The 20,165-nt window shown below is 70.4% G+C and carries 19 protein-coding genes and 1 pseudogene; 9 read left to right on the top strand and 11 right to left on the bottom strand.

Annotation, left to right across the window (positions count from 1 at the left end; all coding sequences use genetic code 11):
- Window positions 1-48 precede the first annotated feature (48 nt).
- From ACFWBQ_RS29360 to ACFWBQ_RS29345, 4 genes and pseudogenes are all read right to left on the bottom strand, one after another.
- Window positions 49-1,236, bottom strand: a complete 1,188-nt coding sequence (locus ACFWBQ_RS29360; protein WP_385502184.1) for a hypothetical protein — start codon at window positions 1,234-1,236, stop codon at window positions 49-51.
- A 270-nt stretch (window positions 1,237-1,506) separates the two neighbouring features.
- On the bottom strand, window positions 1,507-2,004 hold the full coding sequence (locus tag ACFWBQ_RS29355; protein ID WP_385502182.1) for a MarR family winged helix-turn-helix transcriptional regulator: 498 nt from the start codon (window positions 2,002-2,004) through the stop codon (window positions 1,507-1,509).
- A gap of 656 nt (window positions 2,005-2,660) precedes the next feature.
- On the bottom strand, window positions 2,661-2,921 hold the full coding sequence (locus ACFWBQ_RS29350) for an NADPH-dependent FMN reductase (protein WP_385502179.1): 261 nt from the start codon (window positions 2,919-2,921) through the stop codon (window positions 2,661-2,663).
- Window positions 2,922-2,967: 46 nt separating this feature from the next.
- Window positions 2,968-3,066 (bottom strand): annotated as a pseudogene (locus ACFWBQ_RS29345) (NADPH-dependent FMN reductase); the annotation flags it as partial.
- 259 nt (window positions 3,067-3,325) lie between these two features.
- Here ACFWBQ_RS29345 and ACFWBQ_RS29340 point away from each other — a divergent pair.
- Together ACFWBQ_RS29340 and ACFWBQ_RS29335 are read left to right on the top strand one after the other, a co-directional pair.
- The gene (locus ACFWBQ_RS29340) at window positions 3,326-3,895 is read left to right on the top strand and encodes a TetR/AcrR family transcriptional regulator (protein ID WP_385502176.1); all 570 of its coding nucleotides are present in this window, start codon (window positions 3,326-3,328) and stop codon (window positions 3,893-3,895) included.
- Between the two features lie 86 nt (window positions 3,896-3,981).
- Window positions 3,982-5,160 (top strand): GDSL-type esterase/lipase family protein, encoded by a 1,179-nt coding sequence (locus ACFWBQ_RS29335; protein WP_385502173.1) that lies wholly within the window; start codon window positions 3,982-3,984, stop codon window positions 5,158-5,160.
- Window positions 5,161-5,209: 49 nt separating this feature from the next.
- Here ACFWBQ_RS29335 and ACFWBQ_RS29330 read toward each other — a convergent pair whose 3' ends face one another.
- Window positions 5,210-6,151 (bottom strand): helix-turn-helix domain-containing protein, encoded by a 942-nt coding sequence (locus tag ACFWBQ_RS29330; RefSeq protein ID WP_385502169.1) that lies wholly within the window; start codon window positions 6,149-6,151, stop codon window positions 5,210-5,212.
- A gap of 107 nt (window positions 6,152-6,258) precedes the next feature.
- Here ACFWBQ_RS29330 and ACFWBQ_RS29325 point away from each other — a divergent pair, with 107 nt between their 5' ends.
- A complete protein-coding gene (locus tag ACFWBQ_RS29325) occupies window positions 6,259-7,335 on the top strand; it encodes a saccharopine dehydrogenase family protein (protein WP_385502167.1) in 1,077 nt (358 codons plus the stop codon).
- Between the two features lie 5 nt (window positions 7,336-7,340).
- Here the strand turns inward: ACFWBQ_RS29325 and ACFWBQ_RS29320 are convergent, their stop codons facing one another.
- The gene (locus ACFWBQ_RS29320) at window positions 7,341-8,300 is read right to left on the bottom strand and encodes a GlxA family transcriptional regulator (RefSeq protein WP_385502165.1); all 960 of its coding nucleotides are present in this window, start codon (window positions 8,298-8,300) and stop codon (window positions 7,341-7,343) included.
- Between the two features lie 114 nt (window positions 8,301-8,414).
- Between ACFWBQ_RS29320 and ACFWBQ_RS29315 the strand changes: the two genes are divergently transcribed.
- From ACFWBQ_RS29315 to ACFWBQ_RS29300, 4 genes are all read left to right on the top strand, one after another.
- Window positions 8,415-9,359 (top strand): NADP-dependent oxidoreductase, encoded by a 945-nt coding sequence (locus tag ACFWBQ_RS29315; RefSeq protein ID WP_385502278.1) that lies wholly within the window; start codon window positions 8,415-8,417, stop codon window positions 9,357-9,359.
- Window positions 9,360-9,647: 288 nt separating this feature from the next.
- Entirely contained in the window at window positions 9,648-11,228 is a 1,581-nt protein-coding gene (locus ACFWBQ_RS29310) for an amidohydrolase (protein ID WP_385502162.1), read from the top strand.
- On the top strand, window positions 11,225-11,452 hold the full coding sequence (locus tag ACFWBQ_RS29305; RefSeq protein ID WP_385502160.1) for a hypothetical protein: 228 nt from the start codon (window positions 11,225-11,227) through the stop codon (window positions 11,450-11,452). Before ACFWBQ_RS29310 ends, ACFWBQ_RS29305 begins: the two co-directional genes overlap by 4 nt.
- Before the next feature lie 99 nt (window positions 11,453-11,551).
- A complete protein-coding gene (locus tag ACFWBQ_RS29300) occupies window positions 11,552-12,391 on the top strand; it encodes an alpha/beta fold hydrolase (RefSeq protein WP_385502158.1) in 840 nt (279 codons plus the stop codon).
- Between the two features lie 18 nt (window positions 12,392-12,409).
- Here the strand turns inward: ACFWBQ_RS29300 and ACFWBQ_RS29295 are convergent, their stop codons facing one another.
- The 5 genes from ACFWBQ_RS29295 to ACFWBQ_RS29275 all read right to left on the bottom strand — a co-directional run bounded on the left by ACFWBQ_RS29295 (window position 12,410) and on the right by ACFWBQ_RS29275 (window position 17,584).
- A complete protein-coding gene (locus ACFWBQ_RS29295; RefSeq protein WP_385502277.1) occupies window positions 12,410-12,955 on the bottom strand; it encodes a MarR family winged helix-turn-helix transcriptional regulator in 546 nt (181 codons plus the stop codon).
- A gap of 93 nt (window positions 12,956-13,048) precedes the next feature.
- Window positions 13,049-13,681, bottom strand: coding sequence for an SRPBCC family protein (locus ACFWBQ_RS29290; protein ID WP_385502155.1), 633 nt, complete (start codon window positions 13,679-13,681; stop codon window positions 13,049-13,051).
- 104 nt (window positions 13,682-13,785) lie between these two features.
- Entirely contained in the window at window positions 13,786-16,173 is a 2,388-nt protein-coding gene (locus tag ACFWBQ_RS29285) for a xanthine dehydrogenase family protein molybdopterin-binding subunit (protein WP_385502151.1), read from the bottom strand.
- A gap of 5 nt (window positions 16,174-16,178) precedes the next feature.
- Window positions 16,179-16,715, bottom strand: coding sequence for a (2Fe-2S)-binding protein (locus ACFWBQ_RS29280; protein ID WP_385502147.1), 537 nt, complete (start codon window positions 16,713-16,715; stop codon window positions 16,179-16,181).
- Entirely contained in the window at window positions 16,715-17,584 is an 870-nt protein-coding gene (locus ACFWBQ_RS29275) for an FAD binding domain-containing protein (RefSeq protein ID WP_385502145.1), read from the bottom strand. Before ACFWBQ_RS29275 ends, ACFWBQ_RS29280 begins: the two co-directional genes overlap by 1 nt.
- A gap of 142 nt (window positions 17,585-17,726) precedes the next feature.
- Here ACFWBQ_RS29275 and ACFWBQ_RS29270 point away from each other — a divergent pair, with 142 nt between their 5' ends.
- Window positions 17,727-18,818: an XdhC family protein gene (locus ACFWBQ_RS29270; protein ID WP_385502274.1), complete on the top strand. Its 1,092-nt coding sequence runs from the start codon at window positions 17,727-17,729 to the stop codon at window positions 18,816-18,818.
- 48 nt (window positions 18,819-18,866) lie between these two features.
- On the top strand, window positions 18,867-20,150 hold the full coding sequence (locus ACFWBQ_RS29265) for a TetR family transcriptional regulator (RefSeq protein WP_385502142.1): 1,284 nt from the start codon (window positions 18,867-18,869) through the stop codon (window positions 20,148-20,150).
- Window positions 20,151-20,165: the final 15 nt, after the last annotated feature.

Below are 20,165 nucleotides of genomic sequence, written 5' to 3'. Positions count from 1 at the left end.
GAGAAGACTCCCGCGGCCTCGCCGCGAGAGCCTTCTTCCGAGGCCTGATCAGTTCTTGGGGATGCTGGCCACACACTGGGAGAACGGCTTCTGCTGCACGCACTGGAACAGTGCGCTCCAGTCGCTCCCGGTGTCGGCCGCGCCCGCTTCCACCGTGTCGCCGCAGGACTGGTCCGAAACGCCCCACAGGGATCCGTCCGGCCAACCGGCCTCACGCGTCCGGTTCTCCACCGAATCGAGGCAGGACTTGGGCGCGTCGAGGCGCTTCAGCTCCTGGACGAACTCCAGGTAGTCGGGGTTCTCCGGCGCTCGGGCCAGCTGGTCCAACTGGGCCTTGGCCTCGCTCCGTTGCTGCGGGGTGGCGTCCGGGTTCCGGAAGGTCTTCAGGGCGTTGACGTTCTCCTTCAGAACCTTCTTGATCTTTTCCTGGTCCTCCGGCTCCTTCGGCTTCGTCTCCGGGGTCTGAGCAGCCAGCAGGCTGTCGCTGATCAGCAGCAGGACCTTCTTGTTGAACGCACGAACATCGGCCGGCAACGTCGGGTCCGTGAGACTCGGCAGGTTCTGCGCGACTCCCTCCGCGAGCTTCTTATACGTATTCTTGTCCGCCTGCGACGTGTTCGGGTCGTGGACGATTCTCAGTGCCTCGTTGATCCCTGCAATGATCTTCGTCAGGGCGGCCTTGTCCGCCTTCGACGTATTCGGGTTCGCGATGACCTTCAGCGCGTCGTTGATTTCCTTGAGGATCTTGTCGTACGTGGCCTTGTCCGCCGCCGAGGTGTTCGGATCCTTGGCCGCAGCCATCGTCTTGTCGAGCGTCTTCTGGAGCTTGTCCTTCAACTCCTTCGGCACATCCAGATTGTCCAGCTGATCCTGCAGGTCCTGCTCCTCCGCCGGCGTGAGCTGTTGGAGCTGCCTCTCTTCCGGTTGCTGCTCCTCCTGCGGTTGCTGCTCCTGCTCCGGTTGCTGTTCTTCGGGCTGCTGCTCCTGCTCCGGTTGTTGCTCTTCCGGTTGCTGCTCCTGCTCCGGTTGCTGTTCCGGTTGCTGTTCTTCGGGCTGTTGCTCCTGCTCCTCCGGGGGTGGGGGTGGCGTGGGGCCGGCAGGTGCTGAGGTCGTGGTCTGCGCGAGGGCATCAGGCGCTGCCACAGCAGTCGCCATGCCCGTCGGCAGCGCGAGTGCGGCAGCCAAGCAGGATGCGCCGACAAAGCGGGAGATCTGTCGCCGGGCGGTTCTGGCCATGATGATTCCAGGTGCGCTTCGGGGTGTCCTGCTTTGACATGTGGGCACGGCCCAAAGTCACCGGAGTCCCAATGCTCGACGGTTCGCAGGCTGACAAGAACAACTTTTCTCTCCCTCGGTGCATATCGCAACCTGGGCGTCCTGCCCTTCAGCTGCCGGGCCGAAAAGGACGCGCACAGCAGACTGCGTAGGGACGCGGCCCTCGTGTCGAGTGGCCCGCCGCTGCCCCGCTTGCCGATGGGCCGCGTCAGCCGGCGGCGGCGGCGCCGGTCAGGCGCAGTCGATCGGGGGAGTGGCCGGGGGAGCGTCGGCCGCGCGCAGGTTCTCGAGCAAGGTCTCGGAGATCTCGGTCAGCGAGTCGATCTGACCGTCGTTGAGCGGATCCGTCAGCCACTGGCGGATATGCGCGGCACGGATCGGGAGGGCGGTGGTGATGGCCGTGAGGCCCTCGGGGCTGAGGGCGATGACCGTCCCGCGGGACGCTCCGGGGCACTGCTCCCGGGTGAGCAGCCCACGGCCGATCATCCGGTTCAGGTGATGGTGCAGTCGGCTCTTCTCGAACTGGGTGACACCGCTCAACTCGAATGCGCGCAGGCGCTGTTCCGGTGCCTGCGCCAGGGCGCTGAGGATGGCGAAGTCCGGTTCGGACAGCCCGGTGTCGTGCTGGAGCTGCTGGCCGAGCCGTCGCCAGAAGAGCACCTGGGTCTCGAAGAAGGCGCGCCAGACGAGGTCTTCGCGCGTCGAGAGATGGTCTGCGGTGCTGTGCATGGCACGAAATCCTAGGGAGAGCGAGTGGAGGTGACAGGTCATCCCACTCCGCCATGGTCACGCGCCCGTGTCAACCCGCCCCAGCATGCCGCGTTACGGCACACCCGCCGTGGATCGGCGCCGGCCCGCCACCGAGGAATTCGCAGAGCCTCTCCACCCGGTTCTCGCTGGGAGAACAGTTCGTCAGGGTGAACCCGACGGCCTCAATGGATCTCAGCCCCTTCGCGACGGTGGTGGGATGCGATGGGGCCGAACCGGTCCCGCTCGGCCTATCAGGTCCGGCGGGCGGCGTTGTCGATGGCACCTCCTGTGCGCGCCCTCCGTTCCGGCGGACCCAGGATCTGCCGGTTGCGGCAGGAGGCCGCCGCGCGGACGTGTTGGGCGGTCGACCGAACTGCGAACCGTCACCGACGGCTCTCTCTGTATCGCCCACCTCCGCAATGAGGAGTACCCTCCCACGGCCCCGCGCGCGGGAGGGGCGATGGTGCGGTGGATGTGCGGCGTGTGCCGTACCGTCAGGCGCGGACTGCCTTCAGTGCGCCGGCCCAGTTCTCCAGCTGGTCGAGCACCCGGCCCAACTCCTCCTCGCGCGTCTCCGACGGGGAGAAGGCGGGGTAGCTCGGGAAGTCGACCGAGACGGGCAGTCCGAGCTGCGCCTACACGGTCGCGATCTGGAGTTCGGAGGCGATCTGCCGCAGGTGCTCGACCGCGCGCACGCCGCCCGCGGCGCCGATGCTGACGAATCCCGCGGCCTTGTTGTTCCACTCGCCGTAGATGTAGTCGAGCGCGTTCTTCAACGCAGCCGGGGCGCTGTGGTTGTACTCGGGGGTGACGAAGACGAAGCCGTCGAACTCGGCAATCCTCGATGCCCAGCGCTTGGTGTGCGCACCCTCGTACTGCCCGTACTGCGGCGGCACAGGCCGGCAGGCCGAAGTCCGCGATGTCGACCAGCTCGTAGTCGGCCTCCGGACGCTTGGAAGCGACGGTGTGCACCCACTCGGCCACCTCGCGGGTGACCCGGCCCGGGCGAACGCTTCCAACGATCACGGCAATTCTGGGCATGACTGTTTCCCATCCCTACGAGTTGATGTGTCAACTCAAGGGTGTGGGGCCCGAGGTGATACGTCAACTCCCTCCGGATCTGTTCACGGGACTGAAGTGAACCTGCGTATACGGAAGTTGGGCGGGTGTGCCGGCCGGGGCGGTGACCCGCCGCCGTTCGGGGAGTGGCCACCCTCCCTTTCCGGCTTCTGCTGACTATTCGATTTGCCTAAAAGTGTTAGGTAAATGCATAATGGGCGCCGTCGAATGGGAGAGGACCATGGTGCGCGCAGGACTGACCGCAGAACGCCTGACCCGGGCCGGAGCCGAACTGGCCGACGAGGTCGGCTTCGAGCAGGTGACCGTCTCGGCGCTCGCCAGGCAGTTCGACGTCAAGGTCGCGAGTCTGTACTCGCATCTGAAGAACTCCCAGGACCTCAGGACCAGGATCGCCCTGCTCGCCCTGGAGGAACTCGCCGACCGTGGCGCCGCCGCCCTGGCGGGGCGGGCCGGCAAGGACGCCCTGGCCGCCCTCGCGAACGTCTACCGCGACTACGCCCGGGAGCATCCAGGCCGTTACGCCGCGGCCCAGTTGAGGCTCGATCCGCAGGCAGCGGCCGCCAGCGCCGGCAGCAGGCACGCACAGATGACGCGTGCGATCCTCCGCGGCTACGACCTGACGGAGCCCGACCAGACCCACGCGGTCCGGCTGCTGGGCAGCTTCTTCCACGGCTACGTCAGCCTGGAGATGGGCGGAGGCTTCAGCCACAGCGCCCCCGACACCCAGGAGACGTGGTCACGGATGATGGACGCCCTCGACGCCCTGTTGCGGAACTGGCCCGCGCGCTGACCGCGGCCCCGCACCGTCCGGAAGCCCCGGCCGCGAGGTACACCGCCGAACCCCGCACCCGAACACTTCGATCAACAGGCTGAGACATGTACACCGAGCACAACTGGATCACTACGCCCGTCACCGCTGACATCCTCCGCGGTGCCCTCGACCTGGAGCGCACCGCTCAAGGTGTTCTGCCGCACCGGCTTCCTGCCTGGGCCCGCGCCCAGTGCTCCGACGGACAGCTGGCGATGGCGGAGGCCCAGCCCTCCGGTGTACGGCTGGTTTTCCGTACCCGGGCCACCGTCGTCGAACTGGACACCGTGCCGACCAAGCGGATCTACGTGGGTGCTCCGCCCCGCCCGGACGGCATGTACGACCTGCTCGTCGACGGCCGTCTGGCAGGCCGGGCGTGCGTGGCCGGTGGCAACACCCTGACCATCGACATGACCACAGGATCCGCCGCATATGAGCCCGGCCGGGCCGGCACTCTCCGTTTCGCCGATCTGCCCGAGGGCGAGAAGGACATCGAGATCTGGCTGCCGCACAACGAGACCACCGTATTGGTCGAGCTGCGCACCGACGCCCTTGTCGAGCCCGCGCCGGACCGGGGGCGCAAGGTATGGCTGCACCACGGCAGTTCGATCAGTCACGGCTCCGACGCCTCGGGCCCCACCAGCACCTGGCCCGCACTCGCCGCGTCCCTCGGCGGCGTGGAACTGATCAATCTGGGCCTGGGCGGCGGTGCGCTGCTCGACCCGTTCACCGCGCGGACCATGCGGGACACCCCCGCCGACCTGATCAGCGTCAAGATCGGCATCAACCTCGTCAACACCGACCTGATGCGCCTGCGTGCCTTCGGTCCGGCGGTGCACGGCTTCCTCGACACCGTCCGGGAGGGGCACCCGGCCACTCCGCTGCTGGTCGTCTCGCCCATCTTCTGCCCGATCCACGAGGACACGCCCGGCCCGGCCGCCCCGGACTTCAGCAACCTCAGCGCCGGGAAGCTGAGCTTCCTCGCCACGGGCGACCCTTCGGACTCCACCCGTCTGACGCTCACCGTCATCCGGCAGGAACTCCTGCGCATCACCACCGCACGGGCCGCCGACGATCCGAACCTGCACTACCTCGACGGCCGCGACCTCTACGGTGAGGCGGACTTCGCCGAACTGCCGCTGCCCGACCAGCTCCACCCGGACACCGAGTCGCATCGTCGGATCGGCGAGCGCTTCGCCGGTGCGGCCTTCGCCGCCACCGGTGTCTTCGCGGACAACAACGCCTGATCCGGCCGCTGTTCAGCCCGCCGCGTCGGGCCGGAAGCTCCTCCCGGTCTCACCGGGAGCCGAAGGTCCGCCGGTACGCCTCGGGCGGCAGGCCCGTGACACGAGTGAAGTGCCGCCGCAGAGTGGCGGACGTCCCCATTCCCGTCCACACCGCGATCCGCTCGATGCCGGCGTCGCTCGATTCCAGCAGTTCCTGCGCCTGACGCACGCGCTGACTGAGCAGCCACCGCAGCGGTGCCGTTCCGGTGACGGCGTGGAAGTGACGGGCCAGGTTGCGGCTGCTCATGCCCGCCTGCCGGGCCAGGTCCTCCACCGTGAGCGGCTGGTCGAGCCGGGCCAGTGCCCAGGGAAGCAGGTCGGCGAGCGGATGGTCGCGCCCATGCGTCACCGGTGCCGGAATGAACTGCGCCTGGCCGCCTTCCCGGTGAGGCGGGGTGACGAGGAGTCTGGCGAGCGCGTTGGCCACGGTCGCCCCGTGGTCGGCACGGACGATGTGCAGACACAGGTCCATCCCGGCGGCCTTCCCCGCCGAGGTGAAAACGTCGCCCTCGTCCGTGAAGAGCACCCCGGCATCGACCCTGACGCGCGGGTAGCGCGCGGCGAGCATGTCCGTATGGGCCCAGTGCGTGGTGGCGCGGCGTCCGTCGAGGAGCCCCGCTGCGGCCAGGACGAAGGCCCCGGTGCACAGGGACACGATCCGCGCTCCCGCCGCGTGGGCGGCGCGGACGGCCTCGACCAACTCTTCCGGCGGTTCCATGTCCACGCCGCGCCACGCCGGGACGACCACCGTGTGCGCGTCGGCAAGAGCTTCCAGCCCCTGTGTGGTCTCGGCCCGGAACCAGTCCCCGACACGGGTGCCGGCCGTCCCGCAGACGGTGAAGGAGTACCACGGGCGGGCCAGGTCGGAGTGGTCCGTGCCGAAGACCTCGCACGCCGCAGCTGCCTCGAAGAGCATGCTTCCCTCGGTGAGCGCCATCATCACTGTCCGCATGTCCGAAACTGTACGTCCCTCGTCGTTTCGGCCGCTGGTGAAGTGCGGACCCGGCGTGGAACATTGCGGGCAGGGGCAGTTCGCCCTCCGGACACCGGGAGCCAACGATGAGCAATGTCCCTTCCGTATCTGCCGCACCGTCCGCCGGGGACCGTGCCGGGCGGCCGGTGGTCGCCGTCCTCGGCGCGTACGGTCACACCGGCCGCTTCGTCGTGGCGGAGCTGCTGCGCCGGGGCATGACACCAGTCCTCGTCGGGCGGGACCGGCACAAGCTCGACGCGCTGCGCGGCCCGGCCGCCGACGTGTCCGTGCGCGTGGCGTCCACCGAGGACCCCGCTTCCCTCGACCGTGCCCTCGACGGCGCTGCCGCGGTCGTCAACTGCGCGGGACCGTTTCTCGCGACAGCTCCTGCCGTGGCCGCCGCGGCGCTCCGTGCGGGCATCCCGTATCTGGACGTCGCCGCCGAACAGGGCGTCACCGCTGCGCTGTTCGACACGTACGGCGACGGTGCCCGGGAGGCGGGCGTCGTCCTCGTGCCGTCCCTGGCCTTCTACGGCGGTCTGGGTGACCTGCTCGCCACCGCGGCCCTGGGCGACTGGCCGGACGCGGACGAAGTCACCCTTGCCTACGGCCTCGACAGCTGGCACCCGACCCCCGGTACACGGCTCACGGGAGAGACCAACGCGGGACAGCACCTCACGTATACGGGAGGCAGGCTCCAGCCCTTCAGTTACTCCCAGGACGTCTTCCCGTGGCGTTTCCCGGAGCCACTCGGCACCCAGGACGCACGTGCGTTCGCGACGGCCGACCAGGTCACCCTCCCGCGCCATGTGCGGACGCCGGAGGTGCGCGCGGTGATGAACCTCGCGCCGCTGCAGGACCTCCGTGCCACGGACACACCGGCGCCCGTACCCGTCGACGACAGCGGGCGCTCCGCACAGACCTTCCTCGTCGAGGCGGTCGTCCGCCGTGGCGGGGAGACACGTCGTGCTGTCGCGGGCGGGCGCGACATCTACGCCGTCACGGCACCGCTCGTCGTGGAAGCAGTCGCGCGCGTCCTGGACGGGCGCTGCAAGGTAACGGGCGTGGCCGCGGCCGGTGAGGCATTCGATGCCAGGAGCTTCCTGCGTGCCCTGACGCCCGAGCACCTCACCCGGCTCGACCTGCCGGCCGAGACGGACTGATCCGCTCAGCGGGCGTCCGCCGGTACGCCGCGGAAGGTGCGCCGGTAGGCGAGCGGAGTCACGCCGATGGCTGTGTGCAGGTGCTGGCGCAACGACGTGCCGGTGCCGAAGCCGACCTGCGCGGCGATGTCGTCCACCGGAAGATCGGTGGATTCGAGCAGGTGACGTGCCCGGACGACCCGCTGCTGGATCAGCCAACGCCCAGGACTCATGCCCACCTCCTCACCGAAGCGGCGGGCAAAGGTCCGCAGGCTCATGCGTGCGTGGTCGGCGAGTCCGGCCAGGCTCAGCGGCTCGTACAAGTGCTCCAGCGCCCACTGGCGGGTGGCGGCGGTACCGCTCGCAGAGGTCCCGGGCACCGGCTGCTCGATGTACTGCGCCTGCCCGCCGTCCCGCCACGGCGGGACCACGCAGGCGCGCGCGACCTGGTTGGCGACGCCGCTGCCGTGGTCCTTGCGCACGAGGTGCAGGCACACATCCACCCCTGAGGCCGCACCCGCCGACGTCAGAACGTCGCCGTCATCGACGAAAAGGACGTCCGGATCGAGAGAGATGTGCGGGAACCACTCCCGGAAGACCTGCGCGACGGCCCAGTGCGTCGTGGCCGGCCGTCCGTCGAGCAGTCCGGCCGCGGCGAGAGTGAAGGCGGCGGTGCAGATCGACACGATGCGCGTGCCCTTCGGCACGGACGCGAGGGCCGCGGCGACCGGCGGCGGTACCTCCCGGGAGATGAAGGAGGTATCGACGGGTGGGATCACGACGGTGTCGGCCGTGGTCAGTGCCTCCGGTCCCCGCTCGACGGTGACCGAGAAGTCGGAGTTGGTGTGCACCGGACGTCCGTCGACGGTGCAGGTCACGACCTCGTACCGGCCGCCTGCGGCCCCGAAGACCCGGCTCGGAATGCCCAGCTCGAACGGGTATACGCCGTCCAGTGCGAGCACGACGACGCGGTGTACATGTCCCATGGCAGAATCCTGTCGAAAGATGGCAATCATGCCATGGTACGGAACGGATGCCCTCGCGATGCTGGACGTATGAGTCACAGCACAGCGAACAGCGCTGCCCCGGCCGTCGCCACCATGCGCGCCATCAGCCAGAACACCTACGGAACCGCGGATGTCCTCGAGGAGGTCCGCCTGCCGAGGCCCGTCCCCGGGCCGAGTCAGATTCTGGTGGCCGTCCGCGCGGCGGGCGTCAACCCCACCGACTGGAAGCACCGGGAGGGCGGTCTCTTCCTGGACCGGCTGCCGCTCGTCCTCGGCTGGGACGTCTCCGGGACCGTCGAGGCCGTCGGCTTCGGCGTCACCCTCTTCAAGCCCGGTGACGAGGTCTTCGGAATGCTTCCGTACCCCCACGGTTTGGGCTCCCACGCCGAGTACGTGAGCGGCCCGGCCCGGGCCTTCGCCCACAAGCCCGCCGGTGTCGACCACATCCAGGCCGGAGCCCTCCCGCTCGCTGCTCTCACCGCGTACCAGGCACTCGTCGACACCGCCGGGGTCCGCCCCGGACAGCGGGTCCTCGTCCACGCGGCCGCCGGCGGGGTCGGCCACCTCGCCGTCCAGATCGCCAAGGCCCGCGGCGCCTACGTCATCGGTACCGCGAGCGGTGCCAAGCACGACTTCGTCCGCTCGCTCGGCGCGGACGAGGTGATCGACTACCGCAGCGTCGACTTCGCGGAAGTGGTTCAGGACATCGACATCGTCCTCGACCCCCTGTCCGGTGACACCCGCACCCGCTCCCTCGGAGTCCTGCGCACCGGCGGCATCCTCATCTCCCTCCTGCCGGGGACCGACCCGGGCGAGGCGGCCCGGGCGGCCGAGCTGGGCGTGCGTGTCGAAACCCTGCTCGTGGAGGCGGACCGGGCCGGCATGGAGGCGATCGCGGACCTCGTGGAAGCGGGCTCCCTGCGCGCCCATATCGAGGCGGCCCTTCCGCTCGCCGAAGCGGCGAAGGCCCACACCCTCGGAGAGACCGGCCGGACCACCGGCAAGATCGTGCTGATCGTCGGCCCCGTGGACGCCTGACCGGGCCGTGCGCGTACCCGTGGCCGGACCGGTTTCTGCCACGGGTACGCGCCGCTCGGAGTCCAGGAACGCGTGCCCAGGGTGCAGCAGCCCCACGCATTCCCAGAGTGTCGATGGGACCGCCCGGCGACCTGTCCGGTTCGCCCCGTCGACAGGTCGGCCGGATCAAGTTAGCTTTACCTAAGTTTCGCCCGGTCGCCGGTCATCCGACGCGGCGGACAGCCCGCGAAGTGCCGGGCGCGGACACCGTGATGGCCGAGACCTCCGACGACCGGTGACGGACTGCCCATGCTCTGTACGAGGCTGACGAACGCGCACATCCTCACCATGGACCCGGACCGACCCGTCGCCCACGAACTGGGCATCTGGCACGGCCTGATCGTGGGCCTCGACGACGAAGTGGCCGCCCTGCCCGCACGCGAGGTCGTCGATCTTCAGGGCGCCACCGTACTGCCCGGGTTCATCGACAGCCACGTACACCTGGCGTGGACCGGTCTCAGGGCGAGCACGCCGAGCGTGGCCCCCTGCGAGCGGGTCGAGGACGTCCTCGCCGTGGTGGCGGAGGCCGTCACCCGGACGCCTGCGCCCGGCGCCTGGGTCGACCTCGTCGGGTACGACCAACGGGCTCTCGGACGCCATCTGACCGCCGCCGAACTGGACCGGGTCAGCCAGGGACGCAAGGTGTTCCTGATGCACGACTCCGGACACGCCTGCGTGGTCAACAGCGCGGTTCTGGAGCTCCTTCCGGCCGGTGTTCCGCAGCAGGAGGGATTCCTGGCGGAGAGCGCCATGACCGCCGCACGGAAGCTGCGCCTGCCGTACTCCCAGGCGGAGCTCGCCGACGCGATCGTGCACGCGGCCCGCGGCTGTCTCGCCGAAGGAGTCACCGCCTGCGCGGAGGCAGGCGTCGGTGGCGGTCTCCTGGGCAACAGCCCGGTCGAGGCCGGGGCGTACCAACTGCTCCGGGACCAGGGCCGGCTGCCCCTGCGGGTCCAGCTCATGGCGGCGGGGGACACCCTGCGGCCACTCGCCGCGCACCGGGACGACGGCATTCCGCGGGCCCTGGACCTGGGCCTGCGCACCGGGTTCGGCGACGACTGGCTCTCGCTCGGAGCGCTCAAGATCTACACCGACGGCGGCATGATGGCGCGCACGGCGGCGCTCACCTCCCCGTACGAGGGCATGACCCACACAGGTCAGCTCCAGGACGATCCCGGCCGTCTCACCGACCTCATCGTGGACGGCCATCTCGCCGGCTGGCAGCTCGCCGTCCACGCCATTGGCGACCGCGCCGCCGACCTCGCGCTTGACGCCCTGGAGCGGGCGCAGCGGCTACGGCCCCGGCCGGACGCGCGCCACCGCGTCGAGCACGCCGGGCTGATCCGGCCCGACCAGCTCCCGCGCTTCGCCCGCCTCGGCGTGAGCGCCGTGATCCAGCCCAACTTCCTGCGCTACTTCGGCGACGACTACGCGGCCGTCATGGGGGAGGAGCGGGCGGCGTGGATGTACCGGGGCCGGGGATTCCTCGACCACGGCGTCACGCTCGTGGGCAGCTCCGACCGCCCCGTCACGGACGGTTCGCCGCTGCGCGCGATCCAGTTCATGGTCGAGCGTGCCTCCGCCTCCGGCCAGGTGATCGGCCCGGAGGAGGGCATCACCGTCGATGAGGCCCTGCGTGCGTACACCGTCGCCGGTGCCCACGCCTGCCGGTGGGACGACACCGCCGGAACCCTCGCCTCGGGCAGACGCGCCGACCTCGTGGTGCTCGGGGACGATCCGAGGCGCGTCGACCCTTCGCGGATCGGAGACATCGAGGTCGTGGCCACATTCGTGGCCGGTCGTGACACCAAGGAGGCGAGGAAGCCGTGAGTGAGCGACCCGACGGTCCCGGACGACGGACGAACCTGTGGCAGACGCCGGCGGCACCCGACCGGTGGGTCATCTGGAACACGGGCGGGGAGAGCATGGTCTTCGACAAGGAGCTCAACATCCCCGCCGAGGTGTCCGATGCGGACCTGCGTGACGTCCTGCGCAGCATGCGTGCGGCCGGCGTGCCGGAGGACGACGAGTATCCGGGCCGCCCGTGCGGATAGCGTGCGCAGGCGTTGCCCCCCGCACACCTGCGTTCGTCGGCTGCCGGCCACCCGGGAACTCGGTTGCTCCATCCGCACGCCGCCGGCAGAGTCCGGTCCATGACTGCCTTCACCGCACATGACGGGACCGAGCTTGCCCACCGTTCGTGCGGAGAGGGCGCTCCGGTGCTCTGCCTTCCGGGCGGACCGATGCAGGACTCCGTATACCTCGGGAACCTCGGCGGCCTTTCCGAGCACCGGCAGCTGATCATGCTGGACCTTCGGGGAACCGGACGGTCGGCCGTACCCGAGGACGTCTCCTCCTACCGCTGCGACCGGCTCGTCGACGACGTGGAATCCCTGCGCGCGCACCTGGGCCTGGACACGGTGGACGTCCTCGCGCACTCGGCCGGCGTCAATCTGGCCGCGCTGTACGCGGAGCGCCACCCGGAGCGCATCGGCAAGCTCGCACTGATTGCGCCGAGCGTCATGGCCGTCGGCATCACGATCACGGGGGAACTCCGGCGCGAGACGGCGCAGCTCCGCCGGGACGAGCCGTGGTTCCCGGAGGCCTTCGCGGCCCTGGGAGCGATCGTCGCCGGCAACGCGACTCCCGACGCGTTCGAGGCCGTCGCCCCGTTCTTCCACGGCCGTTGGGACGAGGCGGCCCGGGCCTTCCGGGCTGCGGAGGACAGGCAGAAGAACCGGGAGGCGGCGGCCGTCTTCGCGGCCGAGGGCGCCTTCGACCCGGACGCCACGCGCGCGGCGCTCGCCCGGTTCACCGCGCCGGTCCTCCTGCTGGCCGGAGAGGTCGATCTGAACTCGCCTCCGCCCGCGGTGAGCGAGTTCGCCGGTCTGTTTCCGCATGCCGAGCTGGTCGTTCAGCCCGGGGCCGGGCACTTCCCGTGGCTCGACGATGCCGACATGTTCGTGGCGGCCACCGCGGCATTCCTCGGCTGACGGACGGCTTACCGCTGATCAAACCGTGGCGTCGGTCGGTTCCTCGTCGGAATGGAGGATCGAAACCTCCAGCTTGCGCAGCAGTCGCGCCAGCTGGCGGCATTCGGACGGCGAGAGTCCGCTGAGCATCCGGCGTTCGTTGTCGAGGTGCTCCGAGAAGACGGTGTCCACCGTCGCCAGGCCCTTGTCGGTGAGACGTGAGTAAACGACTCTGCGGTCGCCGGCGTCCCGCTCGCGGACGATGAGACCGTCCTTCTCCAGACGGTCGATCCGCAGCGTCACCCCTGCCGATGAGACCAGTCCGGTGTCCGCGAGCTGTCCGGCCGTCAGCCGGTAGGGATCTCCGGACCGCCGCAGGGCGGTCAGCACGTCGAAGCCGGCCACGGACAGCCTGTGATGCTCGATCGATGCCGTGAGCCTGGTGCTGTAGCGCAGGAAGGAGCGGTGAAGGCGCGCGAGAACCTCGAGCGGGCTGGTGTCCAGCTCGGGGCGTTCGCGTGCCCAGTCCTCGATCACGCTCGCGACGGCGTCCCGGTCCCCCGGCCTCGATGCAGCCATGCCCATCCCCTCGTACAGCGCCCGCCAGCTTCTCACGGCACTGAGAATCTTACTGCTGAGGCGATGGGCCGGACCGGGGAGGGGCTGTCCAGCCCCGGGTCACCTGCGGGAACGCCGCCTCAGCAGCTGAATCATCACGACGGCGACGAGCACCGCGGCCGTCGGCGCGGCAGCTTTTCTGAGCAGAACGGGCAGCACCGCCGCTCCGAGGTCCACCGCCTCCGGCTCGGGCGAGAGCCGGCCGGACGACCCCGCCGCGGCCGTCGTGACCGCGACGGACTCGGCGCCACCGGAGTTCCGCAGCAACTCCTCGAGGCGAGTGGCGAACTGCTGGACGATGCGGTCGCCGACCTCGGTCATGATGCCCCGGCCGAACTGCGCGGGACGGCCGGTGATGTCGAGGTCCGTGCGTACGCGCACCCGGGTGCCGCCGGGGTCGGCGGTCAGCGTCGCGGTGACCGTGGCCGACGCGGTACCCGCGCCTCGGGTCTCGCTCCCGCTGACATCGAGGTGCATCGAGCGGGCGGACCCGTCGCGGCTGACGGTGCCCTCCCCGCGATAACTCATCTGCACCGCACCGACCTTGACCTTGACGCGTCCGGTGAACGAGTCACCGTCGAGAGTGTCCAGCACGGCGCCGGGCATACACGGTGCGACCCGGCCGAGGTCGAGGAACAGCTTCCAGGCATCGTCGGGATCCGCCGGGACGGTGAAGGAGTGGTCGAGCTGCATGGGTGTCCAATCGGAGAGGGGCCGGCCGTGGCCGGAATCAGGGAGGGCAGGCCGCGGGGGCGGTGCTGATTCATACGTGGGCCGGATTCAGGTCCGGCACCGGCTCAGGTGCGGTCGGCCGTACGGATCAGTTCACGGACCCGGCTGGGTGAGAGGGGTCCTCGGCGCACGACCACACCGAAGGGGCGCAGCGCGTCTTCGACGGCACCGGCCAGTACCGCCTGCGGGGCGATCGCGCCGCCTTCGCCGAGCCCCTTGACACCGAGATCGTTCATGGGGCTGGGGGTGAAGATCTCGTCCATGTCGAGGTCGGGTATCTCCGAGGACGTGGGCACCAGGTAGTCCATGTACGTGCCGGTGCGGGGCTGGCCGTCGGGGCCGTAGACCATCTCCTCGTAGAGCGCACCGCCGATCCCCTGGGCGATGCCACCGGTGACCTGTCCCTCCGCGATCATCGGGTTGACGATGTTGCCCGCGTCGTGGACGACGACGTAATGCAGGATCTCGATGCCGCCGGTGTGTTCGTCGACCTCGACGACCGCCGCGTGTGCTCCGCCTGCGACTGCGAAACCCGGTGGGCGGAAGTGCACGGTCTCGCTGATCTCGGTGCCGTACCGTCCGTCGGCGGGTTCGGGGGTGCCGGGCAGCGGGGCGCGGGCGGCCAGTTCCGCCAGACCGATGGACGGGCCGCCCGGCTCCTTGGACGCCACGACGCCTTCGCTCAGGCGGAGGCCGTCCGCGTCGACGCCGAGACGGCGTGCCGCCGCTTCGACGATCTTCTCGCGGATCAGTCGGCCGGCCCGGTGGGTGGCGTTTCCCGCGGTGACCAGGGCACGGCTGGCGATGGTGCCCACACCGAACGGGGTGGCCTCGGTGTCCCCGCCGACCACGTCGATCACATCGAACGGCACCCCGATGGCGTCCGCGGCGATCTGCGCCATGGAGGTGCGGTGCCCCTGCCCCTGGGAGGGGGCACCGATGGCGAGGCGCACCCTGCCGCTGGGGGCGATGTCGATCCGGGCGGTTTCGAACGGTCCGAGTCCGGTGGCCTCGATGTACATGGCGAATCCGATGCCGATGTACTTCCCGTCACGGGCGCCTTCGCGCTGCCGTGCGCGTACCCGCTCGACATCCGCCTTGGCCACGGCGCGGCGCAGGAGCTCGGGATAGTCCCCGGAGTCGTAGATCTGCGGTCTGCCCGAACGGTCCACGAGCCCGGTCGCGTACGGCATCGCGTCGGGTCCGACAAGATTGCGTGCCCTCAGCTCCTCGGGCTCGATGCCCAGTTCCGCGGCCAGCCGGTCCATCGCGCGTTCCATGGCGAACACCGTCTCCGGGCGTCCGGCTCCCCGGTAGGGCGTGGCGAAGGTGGTGTTGGTGAGCACACCGACGACGTCGATGTCCACGTTGGGGATGCGGTAGGGGCCGAGCAGATGACAGAGGGAGTTGTACGGCACCACAAGGCCGGTCATGTTGTAGGCGCCGAAGTTGACGGTGATCCGGTCGCGTACGGCGACGATCCGGCCCTCGGCGTCCGCGGCGAGTTCGATGCGGTGGATCTGCTCACGGGCGTGGGAGGCGGCGGTGAGGTTCTCGTTGCGGTCCTCACGCCACAGCACGGGTCGGCCGATGCGGCGGGCGGCATGCGGGACGAGGAGCTCCTCGACGTAGAGGATGCCCTTCTGGCCGAAACCGCCGCCGACATCGGCCGCGATGACATGGACCGCGGCGGATTCCAGACCGAGGGTGTGGGCGATGGCGTCCCGCAGCCGGTGCGGGGTCTGGGTGCCCGACCAGACTTTGACCCGGCCGCTGTACGGCTCCACCTGGGCCGAAATGGCGCGGGTCTCGATCGGCGAGGCGACGTACCGGTGGGCCTCGAACTGCTCGCTCACCACGGCGTGCGCACGGGCGAACGCCGCGTCCGGGTCGCCGACACGGGCGGCGACGGCGACTGCCGTGTTGTCGGGCAGCTCCTCGTGCAGCAGAGGCGCGTCCGGGGCCAAGGAGAGCTCGGGATCGACGAGCACGGCCAGCGGGGAGTAGCGCACGTCGACGAGCTCCAGGGCGTCCTCGGCGAGGTAGCGGTTCTCGGCGAAGACGACGGCGACGGGCTGGCCGACGTAGAGGACCTTGTCGCGGGCGAGCAGTGGCATGGGAGTCATGCGGACCACCGGGTCCAGGAGCTCGGCGAGCCCCGGCGGGGTGCGCAGTTCCTCCTTGTTCAGCATCGCGGGAAGGTCCGCCACGTCGTCGCCGGTCCACACGGCGACGACGCCGGGCGCGGCCAGGGCCGCGCTCACATCGACGGAGTCGATGCGGGCGTGGGCGTGCGGGCTGCGCAGAAATGCGGCCTCGACGGCGCCGGGCAGGGCGATGTCGTCGACGTAGCGGCCATTGCCGCGCAGCAGCCGGTCGTCCTCGACGCGCGGGACGGAACGGCCGATCCAACGCCCGTCGCCGTGCCGGTGCAGGTCGGAATCGTGGGACATACGGGTCACTCCCCGAATCGCTCGTCGAGTGCCTGGCACACGGCACGGCGGATGTTGCGGTAGCCGGTGCACCGGCACAGATGCCCACTGAGGGCGTCGGCGACCTGCTCCTTGTCCGGGCGGTCGGACTGCTCGGTGAGTGCCGTCGCTGTCATCACGAACCCGGGCGTGCAGAAGCCGCACTGCATGCCGTGGCACTCGTGGAAGGCCCGCTGTACGGAGGTGAGGGGGGCGTCGCCGGGCGCGAGGCCCTCGACCGTGCGGATCTCGGTGCCACGGCACTGCACGGCCAGCGTCAGACAGGTACGCACCGGCTCGTCGTCGACAAGGACGGTGCAGGCCCCGCAGACTCCGTGCTCGCACCCGACATGGGTACCTGTGAGACCGAGCCGGTCGCGCAGGAAGTCGCTGAGGAGCAGCCGGGACTCGACCTGGGCGGTGACCGGCCGGCCGTTGACGGTAAGGGCGATCTCGTGCCAGGCGGACGGCTCGGCGAGCGGAGGTGTACGGGCCGCGAGCGGGGTGGGGACGGACGGGGTCATCAGCAGCGCTCCCAGGCGGTGGTGCAGGCGCGGACGAGGAGATGGGCGGCGCCCTCGCGCCGGTACTCGGCGGTGGCATGGACGTCGTCGGAGGGTGTGAGGCGGGCCAGCGCGGCGCCGGCTGCGGCGGCGAGGGCCGGCTCGTCGGCATCGCTGCCCACGAGTGCGTCCTCGGCGGCGGACAGACGTACGGGGACGGGGGCCGCGCCGCTGAAGACCACGCGGGCGGCCCGGACGGTGCCCGTCCCGGCGCTCCGTTCCAGAACGACCGCCACGCCGACGGTGGCGAAGTCGCCATGTCTGCGGGTCAGTTCCTCGAAGGCCCAGCCGTGATCCGCCGGGAGCGGGGGGAACACGACCTCGGTGAGCAGCTCGTCCGCCTCGACGGCAGTGGAGAAGGTCGCGACGAAGAAGTCCTCCGCGGTGACGGTACGGGTGCCGCGCGGTCCGGTGATCACGAACCGGGCGTCCAGTGCGAGGGCCGCGCTGGGCAGCTCGGCGGCCGGGTCGTGGTGGGCGAGACTGCCGCAGACGGTGCCCCGGTTGCGGATCTGCGGGTGGCCGATGTGCTCGATCGCGGCGGCCAGCAGCGGCCACCCGTCCCGTACCGCGGGGTCGGCGGCGGCGCGGGCCTGCCGCACGGCTGCTCCGATGCGGAGGTTGCCCGCTTCGTCGACGTACAGGCGGCCGAGCTCGGGGATACGGGTGATGTCAACGAGTAGCTCGGGTCTGGCGAGGCGCATGTTCAGCATGGGGATCAGGGACTGACCGCCCGCTACGACCTTTGCCTCCCGCTCCTCGTCGGCGAGGAGGGCGACCGCCTCGCCGACGGTGCTGGGGGCGGTGTAGTCGAAGGGTGAGGGTTTCAACTTGCTGCCACCGGTCCTCTCTGGTCGTCGTCGCGCCGTGGCATTCGACACGCGCAGATCTATCTAGTACCTAAAATGATTTACACTAAAGTTTCTTCTTGGCAAGAGGCTGTCCGAGATTTCCCTGTCCGAGGTGAGCGATATGCGACACATCATCGACCAGGCAGTCGCCTGGCAGCGCTCCGGAATCCGCTTCGCCATGGCGACCGTCCTGCGGACCTGGGGCTCGGCGCCGCACGCGCCGGGCGCGTCGATGCTCGTGGGCGAGGACGGCCGTATCGTCGGCAGCGTCTCCGGCGGATGCGTCGAATCAGCTGTCTGCGCGATCGCGGAGGAGGTGCTCGCGGGCGCCCCGCCGACGGTCGAACGCTGGGGAGTCGGCGACGAGGACGCCTTCGAGGTGGGCCTGACCTGTGGCGGCACGATCGAGGTGCTGATCCGTGAGGTGGGTCCCGAGGTACCGCTCGGCCGGATCGCCGCCGACCTGGCGGCCGGTGTGCCGGTGGCTCTGGTCACTCCCGTCGGCGGTGGCGGACTGGCCGTCGGCGGTGGGACGGTGACTGGCTCGCTGGGTGACCCGCAGGCGGACAGGGCGGCAGCCCAGGCCGCCGAGGGAATGCTGGGACGGGCCGCGAGCGGGCTCGTGACCAGCGGAAACGCAGCGGCCAACGGTACCGCCTGCGCGCCGGAGCGGGAGTTGCTGGTGCAGTCCTTCGCTCCCCGGCCGCAGCTGCTGATCTTCGGTGCGGCCGAGTTCGCCCGGCCCCTGGCGGATATCGGCGCCGCGCTCGGACACCGCGTGACGGTCTGTGATGCCAGACCCGCCTTTGCGGCGCCCGAGCGCTTCCCGATGGCCGACGAGGTCGTCACCGACCGGCCCGACCGCTGGTTCCGTACCCGGGAGGATCTGGTCGACGCGACGACCGCCGTGTGTGTGCTCACCCATGACCATCGCTTCGACGTGCCGGTCCTCGCGCTCGCGCTGCGCAGCCGGGCCGGTTACGTGGGGGCCATGGGCAGTCGCCGTACACATGAGGACCGGCTCGCACGACTGCGTGCCGCCGGCGCCACCGAGGCGGAGATCGCACGGCTGCGTTCGCCGATCGGCCTGGATCTCGGCGGCCGGGGGCCCGAGGAGACCGCCGTGTCGATCATGGCCGAGATCGTCGCGGTGCGGCGCGGCGGCAGCGGACTGCCACTCACCCTCCGGCCCGGCCCGGTGCACAGAGTGTGACCGTTTTTGAACGACTGTTTTTATGAACACTCGTTTAATGTGAGGGCTGTGGATCCAGAAAGCAAGGGCCGTGGACGAGCGGCCGACAGCCCCGTACCGCAGGCCGGGCGCGACAGCGGGCAGTCGGCGGCCGCGCCGCGCCGTCCCGGCTCCCACGACCCGGAAGGCAATCGCCGCGCGGTCCTCGATGCTGCCCGCCGGCTGTTCGGCGCGCACGGCTACAAGGGTGTCGGGGTTCGCGCCATCGCGGCCGAGGCAGGGGTGACGCCGGGCTTGGTGATGGCGTACTTCGGCACCAAGGACGGTCTGTTCCGCGAGGCGATCGGGGGCGGGGCGGGCGTCAGCGGCGACGTGCTCGGGGCCGACGGCACGGGCGATCTGCCGGCAGCCCTTGCCCGCGCCTACCTGGAACGGTGGGACCGCCTGCCGGCGGAGGATCCCTGGCCCGCGCTGATCCGCTCGGCGGTCAGTCACCCGCCGAGCGCCGAACTGCTGCGCACGATCCTGGAGAAGCAGGTCGGCGAACCTCTCGCCCGGCTGCTCGGCGACTCGGCCGAGGCGGACGTGCGCACCGCCATGATCCGCAGCGTCCTCTTCGGCGTGATCATGGAACGCTATGTCTTCGCGCATGAGCCGGCGGCCTCCGTCCCGACCGGGGAACTCGCTCCCGCGCTGACGGACGTGCTGACCGCCGCCTTCGGCGATGCCCTGGATCCGGCTCGCCGGCAGGTGCGCGGCACCGAAGGTACGGGCGAGGGCGTACCCGCACGCCCAGAGGGCCCGGAGGCCGGGAGCCAGGAGGCCGGGAGCCAGGAAATCGAGCGCCCGGAAGCGCAGCGCCCGGAATCCCGGCGGTCTGCGCCCGCACCGACGCCCCCCGGTGCGGACGACTCCGCCTCGTCCCTGTTCGACATGCTGAGCGAGTGCGCCCAGCGTTATCAGGGGCTTGTCGGCAGGACCGTCCGCGAGTACGGCATCAGCCTGCCCGCCTACGAGGTGCTCGCCACTCTGCGCGACGCGGGTGAGCCCTACCGCCGGACGATGGGCGAGGTGGCGGCCGCCGGTACGGTCCGCGCGGGCGGCCTCACCCAGCACGCGGACCGTCTGGAGGCGGTGGGCCTGATCCGGCGGGAGCGCGACGCCGATGACCGCCGGATCGTCCGGTTGTGCCTCACCCCGGAGGGCATCGCGTTGTCCGAGCGGGTCTTTGCCGCACGGTCCGCCCAGGAGCGTGAGCTGCTTGCCGGGCTCGGGCCGGCGGACCGGCGCCGGCTGTCGGGGCTTCTCGGCGCCCTGGGGCAAACGCTGGGGGCCGGTGTCCCGGAGCAGTGATCACTGCTCCGGGAC

The organism is Streptomyces sp. NPDC060035 (assembly GCF_042736635.1).
GTDB lineage: Bacteria > Actinomycetota > Actinomycetes > Streptomycetales > Streptomycetaceae > Streptomyces.
Note: the sequence above shows the minus strand (reverse complement) of the source record. Positions and strands in the feature narration are given on the sequence as shown.